Source organism: Salinicola sp., assembly GCF_982684285.1.
Window position 1 is genome coordinate 1 of the sequence record NZ_CEXLVS010000002.1, and the last position, 21,857, is coordinate 21,857.

The window sequence follows — 21,857 nt, forward strand, 5'->3', positions numbered from 1 at the left end:
AGCGAATGATCCGGGTTTGTCAGCCTGCCATCTTCAAACACGAGTGTTTTTGACAACTGTATCAATTTGGCCACTTCGTCCGGGTCCAGAAAATCGGCCAGCGAATGGAAGGTCATCCACGCCGTCGAGCGCTGCTCGTCGAGGGTGGTGGCCGTCTCATCGACGCAGCGAATGGCTTCGAAGCCGCTACGATCGAGCCAGTGCGCCAGTGCGCGTGACGAGGGCAGGAAATAGACGTTGGGCATGCTGGCGTAGCGTTCGCCGGGCATGAACACGGTCTTCTCGTCGCCCTCGACGACCAGGGTCTCCAGCACCAGCTCGCCGCCGGGCGCCAGGGCGTCCTTCAACTGGCGCAGGTGGTCCAGTGGCGAGGCGCGGTGGTAGAGCACGCCCATCGAGAACACGGTGTCGAAAGCGGCGAGCTTTTCCGGCACGTCCTCGATGCCGACTGGCAGGAAATGGGTGCGGTAGTCATCCGCGTCGCCCACGAAGTGTCGTACGGCGTGGAACTGGTAGTGGAACCGCGGCGAGGGGTCGATCACCAGTACGAAGGCCGCCCCGGCCCCGGCCATGCGCCAGGCGTGATAGCCGTTGCCGCCACCGACGTCGAGTACTCGCCGTCCGGCGAGGGGCGAGAGGTGCGGCGCGACGCGCTGCCATTTCCAGTCCGACCGCCATTCGGTATCGATCCCGATACCGCCGAGCTGATAAGGGCCTTTACGCCACGGCATCAGAATCTCGAGCAGATTGCGGCAGCGGCGACGATCGGCGTCGCCCAGCTCCACATCCACCGTCACGGTATCGCCGGTCAGATCGACGTCGCGGGACGCCGGGAGCGTGGGCAGCTTGGCCACGGCTTTCTCCCACGCCGGCAGGTCGCCGTGGCGGCGCCGGTCGAGCCCTCGTGCCAGTTGCTCGGGCAGCCGCGCCAGCCAGCCGGTCAGGCCCTGCTCCAGGAAGGCGAGGTAGAGCCGGCGTTCGGCCTGCGCGAGGGTGTCGGAGGGCGTGTCAGGCATCCTGGGTGGCCGCCTTCGCCCCGATGAGCGCGTCCTTGTCCTTGAAAGCGACGAGAGAGGCGAAGTTGAGATACTGGAACCAGGTCGTCACCCGCGAGAATCCGGCCTGGGTCAGACGCGCGTGGTGCGCGGCCAGCGTATCCGGCACCAGCACGTTCTCCAGGGCCGTGCGCTTCTGGCTGATCTCCATCTCGCTGTAGCCGTTGGCGCGCTTGAAATCGTGGTAGCGCTCCACCAGCCAGGCGTTCTCCTGTTCGTCTTCCGCGACGATCTTCTCGGACAGCACCAGGATGCCACCGGGCTCCAGCGCCGCGAACAGCTTGTCGATCACCGCGTCGCGGTCTGCCGGCGGCAGGAACTGCAGCGTGAAGTTGAGCACGATCATGCCGCTGGCCCGGTAGTCCAGGTGGCGGATATCGCCCTCGACGAACTGCATCCGATGGTCGGGGCTCTCGGCGGCGGCGATCTCCCGAGCGCGGCCGATCATCGTCGGGGAGAGATCGACGCCGGTCAGTTCGAAGGCATCGGCGGGCAGTCGTCCGGCCAGGGCCAGGCCCACCGCGCCCAGCGAACAGCCCAGGTCGTAGACGTGGGCAGCGTGGCGCAGGTGGCGCTCGGCGATGCCGCCGAACATGCCGAGTATCTGGCCGTAGCCGGGAATCGAACGCCGGACCATATCCGGAAAGCAGGCCACCACCCGTTCGTCGAACGAGAAGCTCGCCACGCGATCGAGGGGTGTCGAAAAGATGGCGTCACGGTAAGATGCGTCAGTCATTGCCGGAAGATGTTCTTAATTGGGAGAGCGTGAAGCGAGCGAAGCGCCTGTGATACGCCCGCTGCGGCCATAGTGTACGTTTTGCGTCTCTTCGCTGCACGTGACAAGGAGAGCCATAGATGTCGATTCGTGAAACCCAGGCATGGAAAGCGCTCGAGCGGCAGCTCGAAGACGGCATGCGGGATATTCATCTGAAGACCCTGTTCCAGCAGTCGCCGCGCTTCGAGACGTTCTATCTGGAAGCCGCCGGTATCCAGATGGATCTTTCCAAGCAGCGCTGGACGACGGAAGTCCGGGAAGGGTTGCTCTCGTTGGCGCGGGATGCCGGCGTGCCCGATGCGATCCAGCGCCTGCTGTCGGGAGAACGGGTCAACCGGACCGAGGATCGGCCCGCGCTGCACACGGCGCTGCGCCTGCCGCGAGACGCCCAGCTCGAGGTCGAGGGCGTCGACGTGGTCGGCGAGGTCCACGCCACCCTCGACAAGATGGAAACGCTGGTCGACAAGCTGCTGAACGGGCAGTGGCGCGGCGCCACCGGCAAGCCGATCACCGACGTGGTCAATCTCGGCGTCGGCGGTTCGGACCTGGGGCCGCTGATGGTGACCTCGGCGCTGACCGATTTCGAGCCCGACGACGTGTTCGAGGTGTCGACGCACTTCGCCTCGACCATGGACGGCTCTCAGTTGGCCGATTTCCTGAGCTGGCTCAACCCCGAGACGACCCTGTTCATCCTGTCGTCCAAGTCCTTCGGCACCATCGACACGCTCTCCAACGCCTCCACCGCGCTGGACTGGATCGCGACGCGCCTTGGCGGCGACGAGGCGCTTATCAAGCGCTTCCACTTCGTCGGCGTCTCCACCAAGCCCGACAAGATGACCGAGTGGGGCATCGATCCCGCCAACCAACTGCTGTTCTGGGACTGGGTGGGCGGCCGCTACTCGCTGTGGAGCGCCATCGGACTGCCCATTGCCATCCGTGTCGGCATGGATAACTTCCGCCAGCTGCTGGCCGGGGCCCATGCCATGGACGAGCATTTCCGCACCGCCGACCTGGCGGAGAATCTGCCGGTACAGCTGGGGCTGATCGGCATCTGGAACGTCAATTTCCTGGATATCCGGTCCCACGCGGTACTGCCCTACGACGGCCGTCTCAAGCACCTGCCGGGATATTTCCAGCAACTGGAAATGGAGTCCAACGGCAAGTCGGTGACCAACGGCGACGCGGTGGTCGACTACTCCACCTGCCCGGTGATCTGGGGCGAGATCGGTCCCAACGGCCAGCATGCGTTCTACCAGTTGCTGCACCAGGGCACGCAGCCAGTGGCGTGCGATTTCATCGCCCCGGTCAATCGCTACAATGACGTCGAGGACGAGCGCTTTCGCGGCGACCTGATGGCTCAGCACCGGCTGGCCCTGGCCAACTGCTTCGCGCAATCCCGAGTGCTGATGCTGGGCGACGATGCCGTGAAATCCGAGAGCACGCCGCCGAGCTACAAACGGTATCGCGGCAACCAGCCATCTTCCACGTTGATGTTCGACAGCCTCAATCCGGCCACCCTGGGCGCCTTGATCGCGCTCTACGAGCACAAGGTATTCGTGCAGGGCGTGATCTGGGATATCGATTCGTTCGACCAGTGGGGCGTAGAGCTTGGCAAGAAGATCGCCACCGAGACCGAGGAGATCATCGCCACCCAGCAAGGCCTGGATACGCTCGACGACTCCAGTCGCGGATTGATCGAGGCGACCTGGAGAGGGCAGACCTCCCGGTGATGGCGCGGACGTTCGGGGGCGGCCGGTGCTAGCCGAGCCGACACCGGCCGTGCAGCCCGCCAGGGCGCTGCTCTACCTGCACGGTTTCAACAGCAGCAGCGCCTCGCCCAAGGCCCGGCTGGTCAAGGCGGCCTGCGAGGCGCTGGCGCGTCACCAGGGGCGCCCGTTCGCCTGCCTGACGCCGGATCTGTCGCATCGTCCGGATCTGGCCCTGCAGCAGGCCGAGGCGGCCCTCGAAGCCCTGGGGCGCCAGGACACGCTACTGGTCGGCAGTTCCATGGGCGGTTTCCTGGCCACGCTGTTGGCAGAGCGCCACGGCCTGCGCGCCGTATTGATCAACCCGGCGGTTCGGCCGGCTCGCTTCGTGGCCGATTATCTGGGACAGACGCTGATCAACGAGGCCTCCGGCGAGCGTTTCACGATCGACAATAGCTATTTCGATCAATTGACCTCGCAGCAGTGGGAACGCATCGTGCATCCCACGCGCTATCTGCTGCTGCTCGGTAGTGACGACGAGACGCTGGATTGCCGTGATGCGTTGCGCGCCTACGCCGGCAGTCGCGCGCTGATCCATCCCGGCGGCGATCACGGTTTCGATGTCCTGCCCGAATATCTGCCGGCGCTGTTCGCCCACGGTGGCTGGCAGGTCCCGACGTCGTTCTCGATGTCGTGACCCTCTCCGGCCGACGGCAAGTGGCGAAACCGATACTGGACATTTGACCAGTCGTGTATGATCGTCGCGACGCTGCCCCTGTGAACTTTGACCCAGTAAACACGGCGAGACCCTGCATGACGCAATACAGTGCTAGCTCCATCGAGGTACTCTCCGGCCTCGACCCGGTCCGCAAACGACCGGGTATGTATACCGACACCTCCCGTCCCAATCACCTGGTGCAGGAAGTCATCGACAACAGTGTCGATGAGGCGCTTGCGGGGCATGCTCGCGAGATTCGCGTCGTCCTGCTGGAGGATGGCGGGATCGAGGTCTCCGACGACGGGCGGGGCATGCCGATCGACGTGCATCCCGAGCACGGCGTGACCGGGGTGGAACTGATCCTGACGCGGCTGCATGCCGGCGGCAAGTTCTCCCAGTCGAGCTACCGCTTCTCCGGGGGGCTGCACGGGGTCGGCGTCTCGGTGGTCAATGCGCTGTCGACCCGCCTCGAGGTCGAGGTGTGTCGTGAGGGCAATCGCTACGGCATCGCCTTCGAGAAGGGCGAGAAGGTCGAGGAGCTATCGGTCATCGGCAGTTGCGCCAAACGCGCCACCGGCACTGTGGTGCGCTTCTGGCCGGAAGTGGAGTACTTCGACAGCCCCAGACTCTCGCTGCCGAAGCTGAAGCACTTGCTGCGCGCCAAGGCCGTGCTCTGCCCCGGCCTCAAGGTGGTGCTCAAGGAGTCCGACGGCGCCGAGAGCGTCTGGCAGTACGAAGACGGTCTGCGCGACTATCTGGCGCAGGCGGTAGACGGTTTCGAGGTGCTGCCGGCATCGCCGTTCACCGGCCATTTCGAGGACGAGGAGCAGGGGGTCGACTGGGCGATCCAGTGGCTGCCGGAGGGCGGCGAGCCGGTGCTGGAGTCCTACGTCAACCTGATTCCGACGCCCCTCGGTGGCACCCACGTCAACGGCTTTCGCAGTGGTCTGCTCGAGGCGGTGCGGGAGTTCTGCGAGTATCGGAGCCTGTTGCCACGCGGCATCAAGCTGACGCCGGAGGATCTGTGGGAGAAGGTGTCGTTCGTGCTCTCGATCAAGATGCTCGATCCGCAGTTCGCCGGTCAGACCAAGGAGCGGCTGTCGTCGCGCACGGTGGCGGGCTTCGTCTCCGGCGTGGTCAAGGACGCCTTCTCGCTGTGGCTCAACCACCATGTCGACCAGGCCGAACAGCTGGCCGACCTGGTGATCAACGCCGCCCAGCGACGCCAGAAGAGCGCCAAGAAGGTGGCGCGCAAGAAGATCACATCGGGCCCGGCGCTGCCGGGTAAGCTGGCCGACTGCTCCGGGCAGGATCCGGTCTCGAGCGAGCTGTTCCTGGTCGAGGGGGACTCCGCCGGCGGCAGCGCCAAGCAGGCGCGCAACCGCGAGACCCAGGCGATTCTCCCGCTGCGCGGCAAGATCCTCAACACCTGGGAAGTCGAATCCGCCGATATCTACAGCTCCCAGGAGGTTCACGACATCGCCGTGGCGATCGGCCTCGATCCGGGCAGTGACGACCTCTCCAAGCTGCGCTATCACAAGGTCTGCATCCTCGCCGACGCCGACTCCGACGGTCTCCACATCGCCACGCTGCTGTGCGCGCTGTTCGTACGCCATTTTCCGGCGCTGGTGGATGCCGGCCATGTCTTCGTCGCCATGCCGCCGCTCTACCGTATCGACCTGGGCAAGGAGGTCTTCTACGCCCTCGATGAGAGCGAAAAGGCGGCGACGCTCAAGCGCCTGGAGGGCAAGCGGGGCACGCCCAACGTGCAGCGCTTCAAGGGCCTGGGCGAGATGAGCCCGCTGCAGCTGCGCGAAACCACCATGGCCGTCGATACCCGGCGGCTGGTCCAACTGACCCGGGAGCTCAACGACGGCACGCTGGAGATGATGGATATGCTGCTGGCGCGCAAGCGGGCGGGGGATCGCAAGAGCTGGCTGGAAGACTACGGCAATCTGGCGGAGATAGAAGTCTGATCCGGCTTCGCCGGGAGCTGTAAGCCGTAAGCGTTAAGCTGTAAGTACCCCCAAGAGTACTGGTTTTTCTTACGGCTTAAAGCTTACAGCTCATCACAGCAGTTGTAGGGGGCGCAGTCCTCGATGACTCCACAAGTGTGAACAAGGCCACCGTGCTATGACCATGGATATTCAGGTAGCGGAAGGCGACGTCGAGCGCCTTTCGCTCAAGGAGTACACTGAGAAGGCGTATCTCGATTACTCGATGTACGTGATTCTCGACCGGGCGTTGCCGCATATCGGCGACGGCATGAAACCGGTGCAGCGGCGTATCGTCTACGCCATGCGAGAGCTGTCGCTGAACGCCAATGCCAAGTACAAGAAGTCGGCGCGCACCGTTGGCGACGTGCTGGGCAAGTTCCATCCTCATGGCGACAGCGCCTGTTACGAGGCGATGGTGCTGATGGCGCAGCCGTTCAGCTACCGTTACCCGCTGGTCGACGGCCAGGGCAACTGGGGTAGCCCGGACGATCCCAAGTCGTTCGCCGCCATGCGCTATACCGAGGCGCGGCTGTCGCGCTTCTCCGAGACGCTGCTGGCGGAGCTGGGCCAGGGCACCGTCGACTGGACGCCCAATTTCGATGGCACCATGAACGAGCCGGCGGTGCTGCCGTCGCGACTTCCCCACGTGCTGCTCAACGGCGGTACCGGCATCGCCGTCGGCATGGCCACCGATATCCCGCCCCACAACGTGGTGGAGGTGGTCGAGGCGACCTGCCATCTGTTGCGCCAGCCCGAGGCCAGCGTCGCGGATCTGATGGCGTATCTGCCGGCACCGGACTTCCCGACGGATGCCGAGATCATTTCGCCGGCCAGCGATCTGCGCAAGCTCTACGAAACCGGGCGAGGCTCGGTCAAGCTGCGCGCCCGCTATGAGCGCGAGGACGGCAATATCGTGATCACCGCGGTGCCGTATCAGGTCAGCGGAGCCAAGGTGCTGGAGCAGATCGCCGCCCAGATGCAGGCCAAGAAACTGCCGATGGTGGCGGATCTGCGCGATGAGTCGACCCACGAGACGCCGACCCGGCTGGTGATCGAGCCGCGCTCCAACCGCATCGATGTCGAGGGGCTGATGGCGCACCTGTTCGCCACCACCGATCTCGAGAAGAACATTCGCGTCAATCTCAACGTGATCGCGCTCGACGGCCGGCCGCGGGTGATGCCGCTGAACGAGATGCTCGGTGAGTGGCTGGTGTTCCGGCGTACCACGGTGCGCCGGCGTCTGGAGCATCGCCTCGGCAAGGTCGAGGATCGCCTGCACATCCTCGAGGGTCTGCTGGTCGCCTACCTCAATATCGATGAAGTGATTCGCATCATCCGCGAGGAGGACGAGCCCAAGCCGGCGTTGATGAACGCCTTCGGCATCAGCGATCGCCAGGCCGAGGCGATTCTGGAGTTGCGCCTGCGTCATCTCGCCAAGCTCGAGGAGATGAAGATTCGCGGCGAGCAGGACGAGCTCGAGGCCGAGCGCAAGCGTCTGAAGAAGCTGCTGAGCAGCGAGACGGCAATGACCGACCTGATCGAGAAGGAGCTGCGCGAGGCGGCCGAAGCCTACGGCGATGCCCGCCGTTCGCCGCTGGTGGAGCGTGCCGAGGCCAGGGCGCTCTCCGAGGTCGAGCTGGTCGGCGCCGATCCGGTCACCGTGGTGCTGTCCGAGAAAGGCTGGATCCGGTCCGCCCGCGGTCACGATATCGATCCCGCCGGGCTCTCCTACAAGGCGGGCGACAAGTTCCATCTCGCCGCCCGCGGCAAGACCAATCAGCCGCTGGTGCTGCTCGACGACAGCGGTCGCAGTTATACCCTCTCCGCGCACAACCTGCCGTCGGCGCGGGGACAGGGCGAGCCGGTGACCGGACGAATCAATCCGCCGGCCGGGTCGTCCATGGTCGGGCTGATGCTCGACGTCCCCAACGCGCGCTACCTGCTCGCCTCCGATGCCGGCTACGGTTTCGTGGTCAAGCTCGAAGACCTGCTCGGCAAGAACAAGGCGGGCAAGGCCGTGCTGTCGGTGCCCGCCGGCTGCAACGTGATGCCACCGCAGGCGATTCCCGCGGGAGACAACGTTCGGGTGGCCGTGGTGTCCAACGAGGGGCGGCTGCTGGTATTCGGTCTGTCCCAGTTGCCGGAGATGGCCAAGGGCAAGGGTAACAAGATGATCTCGATCCCCGGCCAGCGTGCCGCCAATCGCGAGGAGTTCGTTCGCGATCTGGTGTTGCTGCCGGAAGGTACGGCGCTGATCGTGCATGCCGGCAGGCGCAAGCAGACGCTGAAAGCGGCCGATCTCGATTACTATGCCGGCGAGCGCGGTCGCCGCGGCAGCAAGCTGGCTCGGGGATTCCAGAAAGTGGATCGGCTCGAGGTCGAGTCCTGAGGGCGGTTGCCGTAGGGCGTTGTCACCAGCGAGGGGCGACGCCAAGCCCCTGCCATGGCTGACGGTCGGTTGAATCTATGACGATCGGTTGAATCTATGACGATCGGTTGAATCTATGACGATCGGTTGAATCTATAAAGAGAAGGCGCCTCGGGGCGCCTCGTGGGGAAAAGATGTCACAACGTTTTGTGGTGCGAGCCACCGGCCCGGCGCGGCCAGGTCAGACGGCTGCACTGGGTACGGCACTGGTCAGTGCCAACTGCCGCCTGCTGGACCTGAGCCAGCACGTCGCCTTCGGGGAGGTGACGCTGGAGGCGCTGGTCGAAACCGCCGACGATCTCGGGGCCATGCTGCCGATGGCCGGAGACGTGTTCGGGCTGGACTGCCGGGTCGAGAAGGTGTCCGCTGAAAGTGAAGCGCTGTGGGCGGACGTGGCCAAGGATTCCCGCTGGGTACTGACCCTGATGGCGCCTACGCTATCCGCGGAGGTGATGGCGGAAGTCGGTGCGCTGACGGCCGAGCAGGGACTGATCATCGAGCGAGTGAAGCGGTTGTCCGCCGCAGCCGGGCTCGGTGCGGACACCTCGCCTGACGGCGCCGGGGCTTGCCTGGAGTGGCGGCTCAGCGGCGCGGTAGCCGATTCCGTGTCACTGCGCGAGAAGATCCTGGCGCTGAGCGAGCGCTTCGGGGTCGACGTGGCGCTGCAGCCATCGAATGCATGGCGTCGACATCGTCGACTGATCTGCTTCGACATGGATTCGACGCTGATCCAGGCGGAGGTCATCGACGAGCTGGCGCGCCGGCATGGCGTCTACGAAGAAGTGGCCAGCGTGACCGAGCGCGCCATGCGTGGTGAACTCGATTTCCAGCAGAGCTTTCGCGAACGCATGAGCAAGCTCGAGGGCCTGGACGAATCCGTGTTGGCGGAGATCGCCGACTCGTTGCCGCTGATGCCGGGGCTGGAGCGACTGATGCGCTATCTCAAGCGCCTGGGCTACCGGACCGCGATCCTCTCCGGCGGGTTCACCTATTTCGCTCGTCACCTGCAGCAGCGCCTCGGGTTCGACGAGATCCACGCCAACGAGCTGGTGATCCGCGACGGCAAGGTGACCGGCGAGGTCGCCGAGCCGATCGTCGATGCCGGGCGCAAGGCGATGATGCTCAGGCAGATCGCCGAGCGCGAGGGCTGGGATCTGGCCCAGACCGTCGCCGTGGGCGATGGCGCCAACGACCTCGAGATGCTGTCGGTGGCGGGGCTCGGCGTGGCCTTTCACGCCAAGCCCCTGGTTCGTCGTCAGGCCCGGCAGTCGGTTTCCACCCTGGGGCTGGATGGCTTGCTCTACCTGCTCGGCTACTCCGCCGCCGAGCTGGAGGCGCTGTCGGCGAGCGATTGATACCCGACACCTATCAAGTTCACTTCTGGATGGCCGATAACGAGGTTTTTACAAGAACTTACAGGGTCGAGTCTTGTGACCGCTTATCGTTATCGGAGCTTCCATGTCTGACTCCGCCTCGACGGACATTCATCAAGCCAAGGCCAAATGGGAGTGGTTGGAGCCGCTCTGGCTTCAAGGTGGCGTCGACCTCGCGTTCAATCATGCCGGTGGGTCGTCCTGGCCGGTGCTGCTGGACGACGTCACCGTGGATGAGGCGCTCGTCATCGACGTGTCGGCAGTGCCGGCGCTGGCGGACCCTCTGGCCAGAGGCGACCAGTTTCACCTTTTCGGCCACGTCACGGGGGCGCTGGTTCGGACCTCCGCACTCACCGTCATCGAGCGGCTGGAGGACGCTTCGCGAATCCGGTTTCGCTGCCTCTATCCTGAATATCTGAGCACCATTCACCGCAGGGGGACGTTTCGAGCGCCGCTGCGTGCCGAGATGGGTGTCATTACCCGCCTTGCCCTCTCGGAGGAGGGCCCCGCCGTCGGTGTCGATCTCTGCAATCTGTCGCTCGGCGGATGCCTGCTGGCGATGCGGCTGGCCGATGCGGTGGCGCTGACCTCCGATCAACCCATCTTCTCCCTGGCGCTGCATTTTCCCAATCAGCAGCGTCTCGAGCTCAAGGGGTATGTCCGGCACATCCGCACCAACGATGAGTGGACGAGAGCGCTGGTCGGCTGCGAGTTCGACGACCTGCCGATCGATAGCGAGCGCCTGCTCTGGTTCTGCGTCAAGGAGATCGAGCGTGAAGGCGCGAGACGGGCGCTGAGCAGCGAAAAGCCCCTGGAACCCTCGGGCCTGTTCCTGACACCGGAAGGGCGTCGGCCATCGCAGCCTGTCTCGGGGGGGGCCACCGAGAAGCCCGCGGCCTTGGTCGGCAACGCGGTGGCGCGTCAGTTGCAGAGGATCGCGGACTATCTCATTGCCCAGAGCCTGCAGCTTCAGAACGGCGGCACGATATCCCCCACGCTGCTGTCGCGTCACGCGGATACGATCGTCGCTCTCGGGTTGCAAGGGCGTGAACCACTCCTGTACGCCCTGGGCTGTCTCGATGCGCAGCCTGCGCCCGTGCAACATGCATTGGCCGTGGCGATCCGCGCCGTCGATCTGGCGCGCCAGCAAGGTCTCGATAACGAAACCCTGAAGGCGATCGCGGCCTGCGCCATGGTGCATGATCTGGGCAAGGCCTCGTTGCCGGTGGATCTGCTGGAGAGCCGCGCAGCGCTGACCGAAGCCCAGCGGGCGTTGTTGCCGGGCCACGTTCATCGGATAAGCGAACGTGTGGCCGATTGCCGCTGGCTGTCGCCGGACATCGCCGCGCAGGTGATCGGGCAGGTCAACGAGAGGCTCGATGGCAGCGGCTATCCGCTCGGGCTCCACGGCGGCGCCATCGGCGATCTCGGTCGGATGGTCGCGGTGGTGGATGTCATCGATGCCTTGACGCGAGCTCGCGCGGACCGCGCCGCCTGGCCGCTGGTCGAGGCTTACCGTCACGTGCTGGGCGACGCGACGGCTTTCGACAATGTCTGGGCCCGGCGCTACGTGCGTCTGTTCGGGGTCACCCCGGTGGGATCGCTCGTCCGATACGCCTCCGGTGCCTTGGCCTGGGTCCAGCGTCTGGATGCGCAAGCCCGCCCGTCGCAGGTTCATATGGTGCTCAATGCCAACAGCCCGCGGCGGCGGCTGGATCTGGTGCTGGCGCAGCGGGATCTCGATCAGTTGGGGCGCCTGGAGGGCGTGGCCCAGCCCGAAGTCTACGGCCTGTCGCTGGCGAATAGCGCGTCGCGTTCGCCGCGACACCCATAGCGACGCTGCTCTCCGTTCTCTCCCACGGAGAGCCGCGGGCGGGGGCGACAGGAGCTGGCGTTGCTGGTGGACCTGGCGATTGGCAGGCATCCGTTGACAAAAAGGAACATTGGCGCAGCGGAGACATGGAGCGGATTGGACCACACTGAAAGCCTCGAGCTTCAACGCACAGGAGGTAATCGCATGGTCGAAATGCACGGTTCCAGAGCCCTCGCGGGCTTCATGCCGCCTCACGTCCTCGAGCGCATCATGTCTCACGGCAATACACGGCTTCAGCAGTGCGCGCGGATGACGCTGCAGGCCGATGCCCAGTTCCGGTTGCGCAATGCTTCCGCGCCCATGGCTCGCCCGGCGGACAGTGGCCGGCCGGGCCAGGCCGCGCGCTATATCTATTCCGCCGGTAACCAGCAGACGCTGCCCGGCAATCTGGTGCGCGAGGAAGGGGCACCGGAGAGCGGGGACGTGGCCGTGGATGAGGCGTATCAGTGGCTGGGTGCCACGCATCTTTTCTACTGGCAGGTCTTCGAGCGTGACTCCATCGATGGCGACGGGATGGCGTTGCTGGGCACGGTTCACTACGGCGAGGATTATGACAACGCCTTCTGGAATGGCGCCCAGATGGTGTTCGGCGATGGTGACGGCGAGCTGTTCAACCGTTTCACCGCGGCGCTGGATGTCGTCGCCCACGAGCTGACCCACGGCGTCATCGAACGCGAGGCCGGTCTCGTCTACGCCGATCAGTCCGGCGCTCTGAACGAGTCGCTGGCGGACGTCTTCGGTGCGATGGTCAAGCAGCATCACTTCGAGCAGGACGTCGAGGAGGCCGACTGGCTGATCGGCGAGGGACTGCTTACCGAGCGGGTCAACGGGCGGGCCTTGCGCTCGATGGCCAAGCCGGGCACCGCCTACGACGACCCGGTGCTGGGCAAGGACCCCCAGCCGGGGCATATGGACGATTTCGTGCGAACGTCATCGGACAATGGCGGGGTACATATCAACTCGGGCATCCCCAATCGGGCGTTCTACCTGGCGGCTACCAGCCTGGGCGGGTTTGCCTGGGAGCAGGCGGGGCCCGTCTGGTTCGATGCGCTGACCGATCCGCGCCTGCAACGCGATGGCGATTTCGCCCAGTTCGCCCGGCTGACGGTCGACTGTGCCGCCAAGCGCTTCGGCACCGACAGCGACGCCATGCGGGCGGTCAAGCAGGCCTGGATCGACGTGGGCGTGCTGTCATGACCGGCGATGACCTCCGGCTCGAACCGGCGAGTGTGATCCTCGTCTCCCGGGAAGGGGGATTCGTGGTCGCCCCCGGCCTGTCGGCGCCAAGGAAGATCGAGTGCCGGCAACTGAACGAGCATCAACGACGACGACTCCAGGCGGTGCTCGACGAACTCGATCGACACGGCGGCGAGTCGGTTCCGGCGGGAGCCGACAGGCGTTCCTTCCGGGTGACGCTGGAAGTCACGGCGGGACGCCCGGAGCGTGAGTGGGAGCTGGACGAGAGCGCGGCACCCAGGTCGTTGATTGGGCTGTGGAAACGAGGCGTCGAGGAACTGGACGAGAGTACCGACTAAGCGCAAAAGCAGGGGGCGCGGGAGTTTTTTTGAATTTTCGAGGAACTCCATCGCGCTAGCGCACTCTGACCTAGTAGCCCAGGACGGGCGCACAGCGTAGGCCGGGCCTGAATTGGGTCCGGCTTCTTTTTTTGTCTCACGTTGCCCCCGCCTCTGGTCTCGGCATCGATAGTACCTGCCCTATGGCGAGCCCGTCCGGCTCGTTTTTTGCGTCTGCCGATCATGAAACGCCGTTGCCCTGTTGGTGGACGGCGGGGCATCCTATCGCCCCATGGCATGAGGGAGCTTATGGGTCAGGGAATCACCGCGCGGTCATGGCGTTGGGCAATTGTCGGTCTGCTGTTGACGGTCGTGGTCCTTCTGCTTGCGGCTCGGTTCGGCGAGGGGGGAGCGATTCGGACCACCGTCGATCGTGGATCCGTTACGGCCGAGGAGCGGCTGCAGCACGCTTTCGAGGCGCAGAGCGAGGATTTCTGGATCGAGGCCTCGGGGCAGGTCGTACGGCTGCTGCCGGACGACCTCGACGGGAGTCGCCACCAGCGAATCATCGTCGCCCTCGACACGGGCCAGACCTTGTTGATCGCCCACAACATCGACCTGGCCCCGCGGGTCGAATCTCTCGAACCGGGCGGTCATCTACGTTTTCGGGGCGAATATGTCTGGAATGACCGGGGCGGCGTGATCCACTGGACCCATCACGATCCCGGTGGCGATAGCTTGGGAGGCTGGCTGGAGTATCGGGGCAGGCGCTATCGATAGAGGCGTTATCGGTAGAGGTGTTACCGATAGAAGCGCTCATCGGTAGGCGCGCCCGGGAGCTGCTGGCGCTCGCTGACTCCCCAGACGCAGCCTGGAGCGCCTGCCGCCGCCCGGGGTCAGCGAGCGTAGATTCGCACCCGGCGTTTGGCCGGCGTGTGGCTCGAGTGCCAGCGGCGGGACAGCCACCACATGCCGAGCCAATCCCGGGCGTGTTCCATCGATCTGACGGGCAGTTGCCAGGGAGAGGCGTGGGTCGATGTCGCCCGGAGGTTGACGCGGTAGCTGCCCGTCTGGCCGCCGCGGCGGCGAATCAGCAGCGGCAGGAATCGCTGCAGCTTGTCGACGCACGGCAGCGCCACCAGCGCATCCCGCTTGACCAGGCGCAGTCCGCAGCATTCGCCGCCGGCGAGTTCGATGCCGACGCCCCTGAGAGTGCGGACGAAGGCTCTTTTCCAGCGGCAGCGAGGATCGAGCGGAATTCCCTCGACCAGTGTCAATCCCTGGTGCTCCGCCAGGCAGAGCATGTCGGGAATGTCGTGGGGGTCGTCACGGCCATCGGCGGCCAGCGTCGCGATCCACTCGCCACGCGCCAGATTGCCGGCTCGCCAAGACGCGGCGTCGGCGCCGGTGGCCGCGGGCTGGCGATAGAGCCTGACCCGGCTGTCGGCGGCGGCCAGCTGTGCCAGTCGGCCATGGTCGCTCTCGCCCGAGGCATCGTCGATCACGACGAATTCCAGCCCGGCAGCCTGTCGCAGCGCACTGGACGCCTCCGCTACCACGTGCTCGACGCGATGGGAGGCATCGTGGACGGTGATGACAAGTGATAGCTTGGGTAGTTCGAGCATGATGAAATCCTGTTGGTTTCCAAAGCGTCGACTTTGCTCGTCCCGTTCGGAATCGCCACTATGACAGCCTATTCTTAAAACCGGCTTAGTCAGCCATCGGATCGACGGCTTATTGTCGAACAGGTCCATGACAGTGGAAAGTCAGATGGAGGGAACCAACCCGTTGGTGCCATTGTACTGATAAAGCCTTTTTGATTAGAGCCGTATTAATTAGAGTCGTATTGATAGAGCCGAGTGTCGCCACAGGATGGTGACCGTGAGAGAGAACGCCATGAGGGTAATGCTGGTTGAGGACGATCCGTTGCTGGGCGAGGGGGTCGTCGACGTACTCCAACGCGAACAGATGGTGCCCGAGTGGCTGACCGAGGGGCGCGGGGTCTGCGAAGCACTCGAGGGGTCCACCTTCGATGCGCTGATACTCGATCTGGGACTGCCCGACATCGACGGCTTCGAGATCCTTCGGCAGTTGCGGGAGGGGCAAAGCCAGATTCCGGTGCTGGTTCTGACGGCGCGGGACGAGGTGGTCGACCGTATCCGCGGTCTCGACAGCGGCGCCGACGACTATCTCGTCAAGCCTTTCGACAACGGCGAGCTTCTGGCCCGCCTGAGAGCGCTGATTCGACGCAGCGCGGGGCGTGCGTCGCCCGTGGTGACCTGTGGCCGGCTATCGCTCGACCCGGCCGCCCACGAGATACGCTTCGACCGGGTCGCCGTGGCGCTCGGGCGCCGCGAACATGATCTTCTGGCCTATCTGATGACGCACCCCGGGCAGGTGTTCTCCCGGGACCAGCTGGTCGAGGTGCTCTACGGCTGGGATGCCGAGGTGGAGAGTAACGTGATCGAGGTGCACGTCCATCATCTGCGCCGAAAATTCGGCGCCGACGTGGTGGCGACGGTGCGCAACGTCGGTTATCGCCTGGGAGCGGCGGGTTGATATCGATTCGCCGTTATCTCAGGCGCGTTCTGCTGATTTCGGTGACGCTGATTACCTCGGTCGCAGCGCTCTGGAGCTATCACGACACTCGCGACCAGATCAACGAGCTGTTCGATGCCGAGCTGGCGCAGACCACGCGGACGATGGTTGCGCTCTACTTCGAGTATCGCGGCGGACAGGGGCGCGCGCCCCAGCAGATGATTCAAGATCTGCAGATCGAGCCGGTCATGGTGCCCGACAACCCGACCGACGCGCCGACCCCGCTGGGGCATCCCTACGAGAAGAAGCTGGGTTTTCAGATCTGGGACGACAAGGGTCACGCCCTGTTGGGCATGAAGACGCCGGGCGTGCTGGACACGCTGATCCCCGTGCCAGGTTATGCGCAGACGGCAGGAGGGGAGCACGACTGGCGGACATTCACGCTGTATGACGAGGTTCACGGCGTCTGGGCCAGTGCCGCCCAGCGCGACGACGTGCGCGACGAGCTGACCTGGCAGATCGCACTGCGCAACCTGATGCCCCCGGTGATCGGGGTGCTGTTTATCGCGCTGCTGATACCTTTCGTCATCGCGCGCGGTTTCTCCCCCTTGCTGCGTATCAGTCGCCAGATCACGGCGCGCCGGCCGAGCTACCTGGAGCCTATCGACGGCAGCCAGGCACCCGACGAAATCCGGGGCATGGTCGAAGCGCTCAACGGATTGTTTGTGCGACTGGCCGAGACGCTGGAGAAGGAGCGCCGCTTCACGGCCAATGCCGCCCACGAGCTGCGTACTCCCCTGGCGGCGATCAAGGTGCACGCCCAGAACCTGATGTGCGATAGCACCGAGGAGCGGTCTCTGCGCGGTGCGCGCTCCATCATCAACGGGGTCGACCGCATGACGCGCGTGGTCGAACAGCTGCTGACGCTATCCCGACTCGAGAGCGGCGAGGGTATGAACCGGCAGGTCGTGGATCTGAATCGACTGGGGCGCGAGCTACAGCGGGACATGCAGCCGCTGATCGAGCGGCGGGGCATCCGCTTCACCCAGGAAATTCCCGATGCACTCCAGATTCGCAGCTACGAGAACGGCCTCTACGTGCTGCTGCGCAATCTGCTCGACAACGCCTTGCGCTACACCCCCGAAGGCGGCGAGGTGAGGTTGCGGATATGGCAGGCCGGGGATCGCCTGAATATCGAGATCGCCGACAGTGGCGCGGGGATACCGGTCGCCGAGCGCGAGCGCGTTTTCGAGCGATTCGTGCGCCTGGCGGGGCAGCAGACAAGCGGGTCGGGGCTGGGCCTGTCGATCGTGCAGGAACTCGCCGAGAGGCTCGGCGGAGAGATCCGGCTCGACGAAACGTCGCTGCCGGTCGACAGTGGGTTGAGCGTTCACGTCACGCTGCCGCGGGAGTGAGGCGGTCGCCGTGTCGTGCCCGCCCAATCGTCGTCCGTCAACAGGAGTTTGCCGATGCTTCGTTTTCTGATCCCCTTCCTGGCCCTGGTTCTGTTCATGGGTTACACGGTCTTCGCGATCGCGACCAGTGAGCAATCGCTCGGCCAGTTCGCGTCCGAACTCATGAGCCGGCCGACGTCGGCGCTGGTGGTGTTCGATGTCTACCTGGCGCTGCTGATGATCGCGACCTGGATGTTCTTCGATGCCCGCAAGCGGGGCCACGGCCCTGGTTACCTGTCGCTGTTCTACCTCATCACCTTCTGCTTCGGCTCGGCCGGCCCGCTGGCCTACCTGACCCTGCGTGGCTGGCATGACTACCGCCGGACGCGGCGGTGAGTTGCAAAGCCCGAGCTTCATAGCGGCGTCTTGCTCCGCTCGCCGGGGATTTCGCGCACCAGGCGCGGCATCAGAAAGCCGGCAAGACGCTGGCGCAGGGCGTGGATCAACTGACGCGCCTCGGCGTCGGGGACGTCGAAATGAGCGGCACCCGAGACCGGATCGAGCACGTGCAGGTAATAGGGCAGCACGCCCGCCTCGAACAACCGTTCCGACAGCGCGGCCAGCGCTTCCACGTCGTCGTTCACACCGCGCAGCAACACGCTCTGGTTGAGCAGGGTGACGCCGGCCGCCTTCAGCCGCTCACAGGCGGCGATCACCGCGTCGTCGATCTCCCGGGCATGGTTGATATGCAGCACCATCACCTTCTGCAATCGGGTGCCGCCGAGCCATTCGAGCAGGGCGTCGTCGACACGATCGGGGATCACCACCGGCAGGCGGGTATGAACGCGCAGCCGCTTGAGATGCGGGATCGCCTCCAGTTGCCGGACCAGCGCCGCCAGCCGGCGGTCCGGCGAAGCGAGGGGGTCGCCGCCGGAGAGAATCGCCTCCTGGATGGAGTCGTCATGGCGCAGGTATTCCAGTGTCGTGTCCCATTCGCGCATCGCCGGAGCGTTGTCGGGGTAGGGGAAGTGGCGGCGGAAGCAGTAGCGGCAGTTGATCGCGCAGGTCGGGCTGGCGATCAGCAACGCCCGGCCCGGGTACTTGTGAATCAGCCCCGGTTTCGGCGTGTGGTCGCGCTCTTCCAGCGGATCGTCGCTGAAGCCGGCGACGGCGTCGCTCTCGACCCCCAGTGGCAGCACCTGGCGCAGCAGGGGGTCGCCGGGATCGCCGCGCCGCATCCGGGACAGGTAGGCTTCCGGCACGCGCACGGGGAACAGCGAATGCCCGCGCCGGGCGCCCTCCATCCACTCGGGGCCCAGTGCCAGGCGCCGGCACAGCGTGACCGGGTCGCGGACCGCCTCGCGCAGTTGCCGCTGCCAGTCGCCCTTCGGCGTATCGGCCACGGCCACGTCGGATACGACCTCTTCGCAATGCACAGCGATCGGGGTTCGGGTTATCATGCGGTCCACCTGAGTTAGAACGCGCCCTGGTAGCGCTGTTACGGAATTCTCGTCGCGGACGGCCCGCGAACGTTTACTAGTGAGGAATCATGGCGAACTATTCTACCAACGAATTCAAGGGCGGCCTTAAGGTGATGCTGGATGGCGACCCGTGCAACATCCTCGAGAACGAATTCGTCAAGCCGGGAAAGGGGCAGGCCTTCAATCGCGTCAAGCTTCGCAACCTGATCACCGGGCGCGTCTGGGAGCGTACCTTCAAGTCCGGCGAATCGCTGGAAGGTGCCGACGTGATGGACCTGGACATGGAGTACGTCTACACCGACGGCGACATGTGGCACTTCATGAAGACCGACGGCTCCTTCGAGCAGTACGCGGTGGACAAGAAAGCCATCGGCGACGTCGAGAAGTGGCTCAAGGAGCAGGCCGTCTACACCGTGACGCTGTGGAACGATAACGCCATCGCCGTCTCGCCGCCCAATTTTCTCGAGCTCGAGGTGGTGGAGACCGATCCCGGCCTCAAGGGCGACACCGCCCAGGGCGGCTCCAAGCCGGCGACGCTCTCCTCCGGGGCGGTGGTGCGCGTGCCGCTGTTCATCAATCAGGGCGAAGTGTTGAAGGTCGATACGCGCAGCGGCGAGTACGTCTCCCGAGCCTAGGGTTTATACGAAAAGTCAGCGAGCGCAGCTAGTTTTCGTACAAAGCCCAAGAGGTTCTTCCTGTGCGCGTGCCTCGCGGCATTGGATTCCGCCTCGACATGCGCATTTGGGAACCGCCAAACCCCGCTGTCTCGTTGGAATCCGCCTTGCCAGGCACGCGCTCGGAGATAACACGGCGTTCGCGGAAGAACCTCGACATTGACTCTTCGAAAGCCACGCCTGCGCGTGGCTTTCGTCGTCAGGGCGATGGTCTGGGTGGCCGGGACCGCATCGACTGCCATTCGCCGATCGCATCATGTTGGCTACGCTTTGTCTGAAAAATGCCTGCGCTCAACCATACGGCGTTAAAAATCGGCTCAAAATGCTCATTTACACCGCGTAAACTCCGCTTTTTCGCCGATTTTTGCCTTATCTGGCTATCGCTCGTCGATTTTTCAGACAGTGCTTAGGTCGTTTGCCGGACAGTGAGTGAGGGACAGTGAAATGGCCAGATTGACGGGACGCAAGGCGTTGATCACCGGCGGCGCCAGCGGTATCGGTCTGGCGACGGTGGAGCGCTTTCTCGCCGAAGGCGCCGAGGTGGTGATGCTGGATCGTGACGGAGACGCTCTCGGACGCGAGTCCGCGAGGCTCGGCGCCCTGTCCGGCGGGCGCTGTTCCGGGGTCGAGGCGGACGTGGCCGATGCCGACAGTGTCGCCTCCGGCGTCGAGCAAGCACTCGCCACGGCCGGACGTATCGATATCCTGGTCAACTCGGCCGGCGTCAACGTGTTCGGCGATCCGCTGTCGCTGGCGGAATCGACATGGCGTCGCTGCCTGGCCATCAATCTGGAGGGCGCGTGGCGCATGATCCAGGCCCTGTTGCCGGGGATGCTGGCGGCGCGGTACGGACATATCGTCAATATCGCCTCGGTGCATGGCCACAAGATCATTCCCGGCGCCTTCCCCTATCCGGTTGCCAAGCATGGCCTGATTGGGCTGACCCGCGCGCTCGGCATCGAGTACGCGGATCGCGGAATCCGGGTCAACTCGGTATCGCCGGGGTTGATTCGCACGCCCGCCGCCGAGGCCTGGCTGGCGCAGTGCGACGAGCGGGAGCGCCAACGGCAGGTCGATCTGCTGCCCGGCAAGCGGCTGGGCGAACCGGAGGAGGTCGCCAATACCGTGCTGTTCCTGGCCAGCGACGAAGCAAGGTTCATCAACGCCACCGATATCCTGATCGACGGTGGCCGCAGCCAGGTCTATCACTCGTGACGAATACGCCTCGGCCAGACGACTGGCAGCCCGCCGCGACGATCGAGACGCTGCGCCAGCGGGCGCGGCTGCTGGCGACGATTCGCGCCTTCTTCACGGCCCGAGACGTGTTCGAGGTGGAGACGCCGGTCCTCGGCCACGCCGGCAGCACTGATCCGCATCTCGATTCGCTCTCGCTCGACGCGACCACCCCCGCCGGGCGCGAGACGCTGTGGCTGCAGACATCGCCCGAGTTCCACATGAAGCGGCTGCTGGCGGCGGGCAGCGGGCCGATCTTCCAGCTCGCCCGCAGCTTTCGTGACGGCGAGGTGGGGCGGCGCCACAATGTCGAATTCACCATGCTCGAATGGTACCGCCCCGGCTTCTCGCTGGCCGAGCTGATCGAGGAGTGCGAGGCGCTGATCCGAACGGTGCTGCCTAGCGATCCCGGCCCGCTGCGTCGGCACCGCTATCGGGATCTCTTGCGTGACCATCTCGATGTCGACCCTTTTCAATCGCCGCTGTCGAACTTGCGCCGGCGCGCCGGTGAGATCGGCGCGCTGCCGATGGACGATGCCGACCGCGACGGCTGCCTCGATCTGCTCATGAGTCTGGTCATCGAGCCGACGCTGGGAGGCGAGGGCATCGACGTGGTGATCGACTATCCCGCCTCCCAGGCGGCGCTGGCACGCAAGCGGACCGATCCCGAGGATGGGGTCGAAGTCGCCGCGCGCTTCGAGATCTATCTCCACGGCCTCGAACTCGCCAACGGCTACGACGAGCTGACCGATGCCGCGGAACAGGCTTCGCGTTTCGCCGCGGACAACCGGCAACGTGCCGCCCTGGGCAAGCCGGCCGTCGATGTCGACCGCCGGCTGGTTGCCGCGCTCGAGCACGGCATGCCCGCCGGCAGCGGGGTGGCGCTGGGTGTCGACCGCCTGATCCAGCTGGCGCTGGGCAAGGACTCCATTGCCGAGGTCATGGCGTTCCCGACGCCGCGGTGTTGACCGGCCGTCTCGCTGCTACCACTCCACCCGTCGTCGTTCACCGAAGGGCCAAAGCGTCACGATCTCTCTTAGCAGCTGCTTGGCCGCCGGCGAGAGCGGCCGCTGGCGGCGCACGATGACGTGGGACTCG

19 protein-coding genes are annotated in these 21,857 nt (G+C 65.0%); 15 read left to right on the forward strand and 4 right to left on the reverse strand.

Annotated elements, in window-relative coordinates; translation table 11 throughout:
- Positions 1-1,016: tRNA 5-methoxyuridine(34)/uridine 5-oxyacetic acid(34) synthase CmoB (gene cmoB, locus AC3AYF_RS00295; protein ID WP_487779274.1), on the reverse strand; the 1,016-nt coding region annotated here is incomplete at its 3' end.
- Positions 1,009-1,791, reverse strand: coding sequence for a carboxy-S-adenosyl-L-methionine synthase CmoA (gene cmoA / locus AC3AYF_RS00300; RefSeq protein ID WP_295041086.1), 783 nt, complete (start codon positions 1,789-1,791; stop codon positions 1,009-1,011). The genes cmoA and cmoB, both read right to left, overlap by 8 nt.
- A 119-nt stretch (positions 1,792-1,910) precedes the next feature.
- Here cmoA and pgi point away from each other — a divergent pair, with 119 nt between their 5' ends.
- The 9 genes from pgi (at position 1,911) to AC3AYF_RS00345 (ending at position 14,219) form a co-directional block, all read left to right on the forward strand.
- Complete coding sequence (gene pgi, locus AC3AYF_RS00305; protein ID WP_295041084.1) at positions 1,911-3,560, forward strand: glucose-6-phosphate isomerase; 1,650 nt, start codon at positions 1,911-1,913, stop codon at positions 3,558-3,560.
- A 25-nt stretch (positions 3,561-3,585) separates the two neighbouring features.
- A complete protein-coding gene (locus AC3AYF_RS00310; RefSeq protein WP_295041082.1) occupies positions 3,586-4,233 on the forward strand; it encodes a YqiA/YcfP family alpha/beta fold hydrolase in 648 nt (215 codons plus the stop codon).
- A gap of 116 nt (positions 4,234-4,349) precedes the next feature.
- Complete coding sequence (gene parE, locus AC3AYF_RS00315; RefSeq protein WP_487779275.1) at positions 4,350-6,230, forward strand: DNA topoisomerase IV subunit B; 1,881 nt, start codon at positions 4,350-4,352, stop codon at positions 6,228-6,230.
- Between the two features lie 157 nt (positions 6,231-6,387).
- Entirely contained in the window at positions 6,388-8,640 is a 2,253-nt protein-coding gene (gene parC, locus AC3AYF_RS00320) for a DNA topoisomerase IV subunit A (RefSeq protein ID WP_295035649.1), read from the forward strand.
- A gap of 173 nt (positions 8,641-8,813) precedes the next feature.
- Positions 8,814-10,034: a phosphoserine phosphatase SerB gene (serB, locus tag AC3AYF_RS00325; RefSeq protein ID WP_295035651.1), complete on the forward strand. Its 1,221-nt coding sequence runs from the start codon at positions 8,814-8,816 to the stop codon at positions 10,032-10,034.
- A gap of 103 nt (positions 10,035-10,137) precedes the next feature.
- Positions 10,138-11,886: an HD domain-containing phosphohydrolase gene (locus AC3AYF_RS00330; protein ID WP_487779276.1), complete on the forward strand. Its 1,749-nt coding sequence runs from the start codon at positions 10,138-10,140 to the stop codon at positions 11,884-11,886.
- A gap of 183 nt (positions 11,887-12,069) precedes the next feature.
- On the forward strand, positions 12,070-13,122 hold the full coding sequence (locus AC3AYF_RS00335; protein ID WP_487779277.1) for a M4 family metallopeptidase: 1,053 nt from the start codon (positions 12,070-12,072) through the stop codon (positions 13,120-13,122).
- Positions 13,119-13,460, forward strand: coding sequence for a protealysin inhibitor emfourin (locus AC3AYF_RS00340; protein ID WP_295035659.1), 342 nt, complete (start codon positions 13,119-13,121; stop codon positions 13,458-13,460). Before AC3AYF_RS00335 ends, AC3AYF_RS00340 begins: the two co-directional genes overlap by 4 nt.
- Positions 13,461-13,748: 288 nt before the next feature.
- Entirely contained in the window at positions 13,749-14,219 is a 471-nt protein-coding gene (locus AC3AYF_RS00345) for a DUF3465 domain-containing protein (RefSeq protein ID WP_295035661.1), read from the forward strand.
- Positions 14,220-14,335: 116 nt separating this feature from the next.
- Here the strand turns inward: AC3AYF_RS00345 and AC3AYF_RS00350 are convergent, their stop codons facing one another.
- Positions 14,336-15,064 (reverse strand): glycosyltransferase family 2 protein, encoded by a 729-nt coding sequence (locus AC3AYF_RS00350; protein ID WP_295035663.1) that lies wholly within the window; start codon positions 15,062-15,064, stop codon positions 14,336-14,338.
- Positions 15,065-15,335: 271 nt separating this feature from the next.
- On the opposite strand from AC3AYF_RS00350, the gene AC3AYF_RS00355 reads away from it, so the two are divergent.
- The 3 genes from AC3AYF_RS00355 to AC3AYF_RS00365 are packed head-to-tail and all read left to right on the forward strand — an operon-like array spanning position 15,336 to position 17,767.
- Positions 15,336-15,998, forward strand: a complete 663-nt coding sequence (locus AC3AYF_RS00355) for a response regulator (RefSeq protein WP_295035665.1) — start codon at positions 15,336-15,338, stop codon at positions 15,996-15,998.
- A complete protein-coding gene (locus AC3AYF_RS00360) occupies positions 15,995-17,392 on the forward strand; it encodes a sensor histidine kinase (protein WP_295035667.1) in 1,398 nt (465 codons plus the stop codon). Before AC3AYF_RS00355 ends, AC3AYF_RS00360 begins: the two co-directional genes overlap by 4 nt.
- A gap of 54 nt (positions 17,393-17,446) precedes the next feature.
- A complete protein-coding gene (locus AC3AYF_RS00365; protein ID WP_295035669.1) occupies positions 17,447-17,767 on the forward strand; it encodes a DUF2834 domain-containing protein in 321 nt (106 codons plus the stop codon).
- 17 nt (positions 17,768-17,784) lie between these two features.
- Here AC3AYF_RS00365 and epmB read toward each other — a convergent pair whose 3' ends face one another.
- Positions 17,785-18,831 carry an EF-P beta-lysylation protein EpmB gene (gene epmB / locus AC3AYF_RS00370; RefSeq protein WP_487779278.1) on the reverse strand — a complete coding sequence of 349 codons (1,047 nt, stop codon included), beginning with the start codon at positions 18,829-18,831 and terminating at the stop codon, positions 17,785-17,787.
- Positions 18,832-18,920: 89 nt separating this feature from the next.
- Here epmB and efp point away from each other — a divergent pair, with 89 nt between their 5' ends.
- The 3 genes from efp to epmA all read left to right on the forward strand — a co-directional run bounded on the left by efp (position 18,921) and on the right by epmA (position 21,727).
- Entirely contained in the window at positions 18,921-19,487 is a 567-nt protein-coding gene (gene efp, locus AC3AYF_RS00375) for an elongation factor P (RefSeq protein ID WP_071231664.1), read from the forward strand.
- A gap of 483 nt (positions 19,488-19,970) precedes the next feature.
- On the forward strand, positions 19,971-20,741 hold the full coding sequence (locus AC3AYF_RS00380) for an SDR family oxidoreductase (protein WP_295035677.1): 771 nt from the start codon (positions 19,971-19,973) through the stop codon (positions 20,739-20,741).
- Positions 20,738-21,727 carry an EF-P lysine aminoacylase EpmA gene (epmA, locus tag AC3AYF_RS00385; RefSeq protein WP_295035680.1) on the forward strand — a complete coding sequence of 330 codons (990 nt, stop codon included), beginning with the start codon at positions 20,738-20,740 and terminating at the stop codon, positions 21,725-21,727. The genes AC3AYF_RS00380 and epmA overlap by 4 nt, the downstream gene beginning before the upstream one ends.
- Positions 21,728-21,857 lie beyond the last annotated feature (130 nt).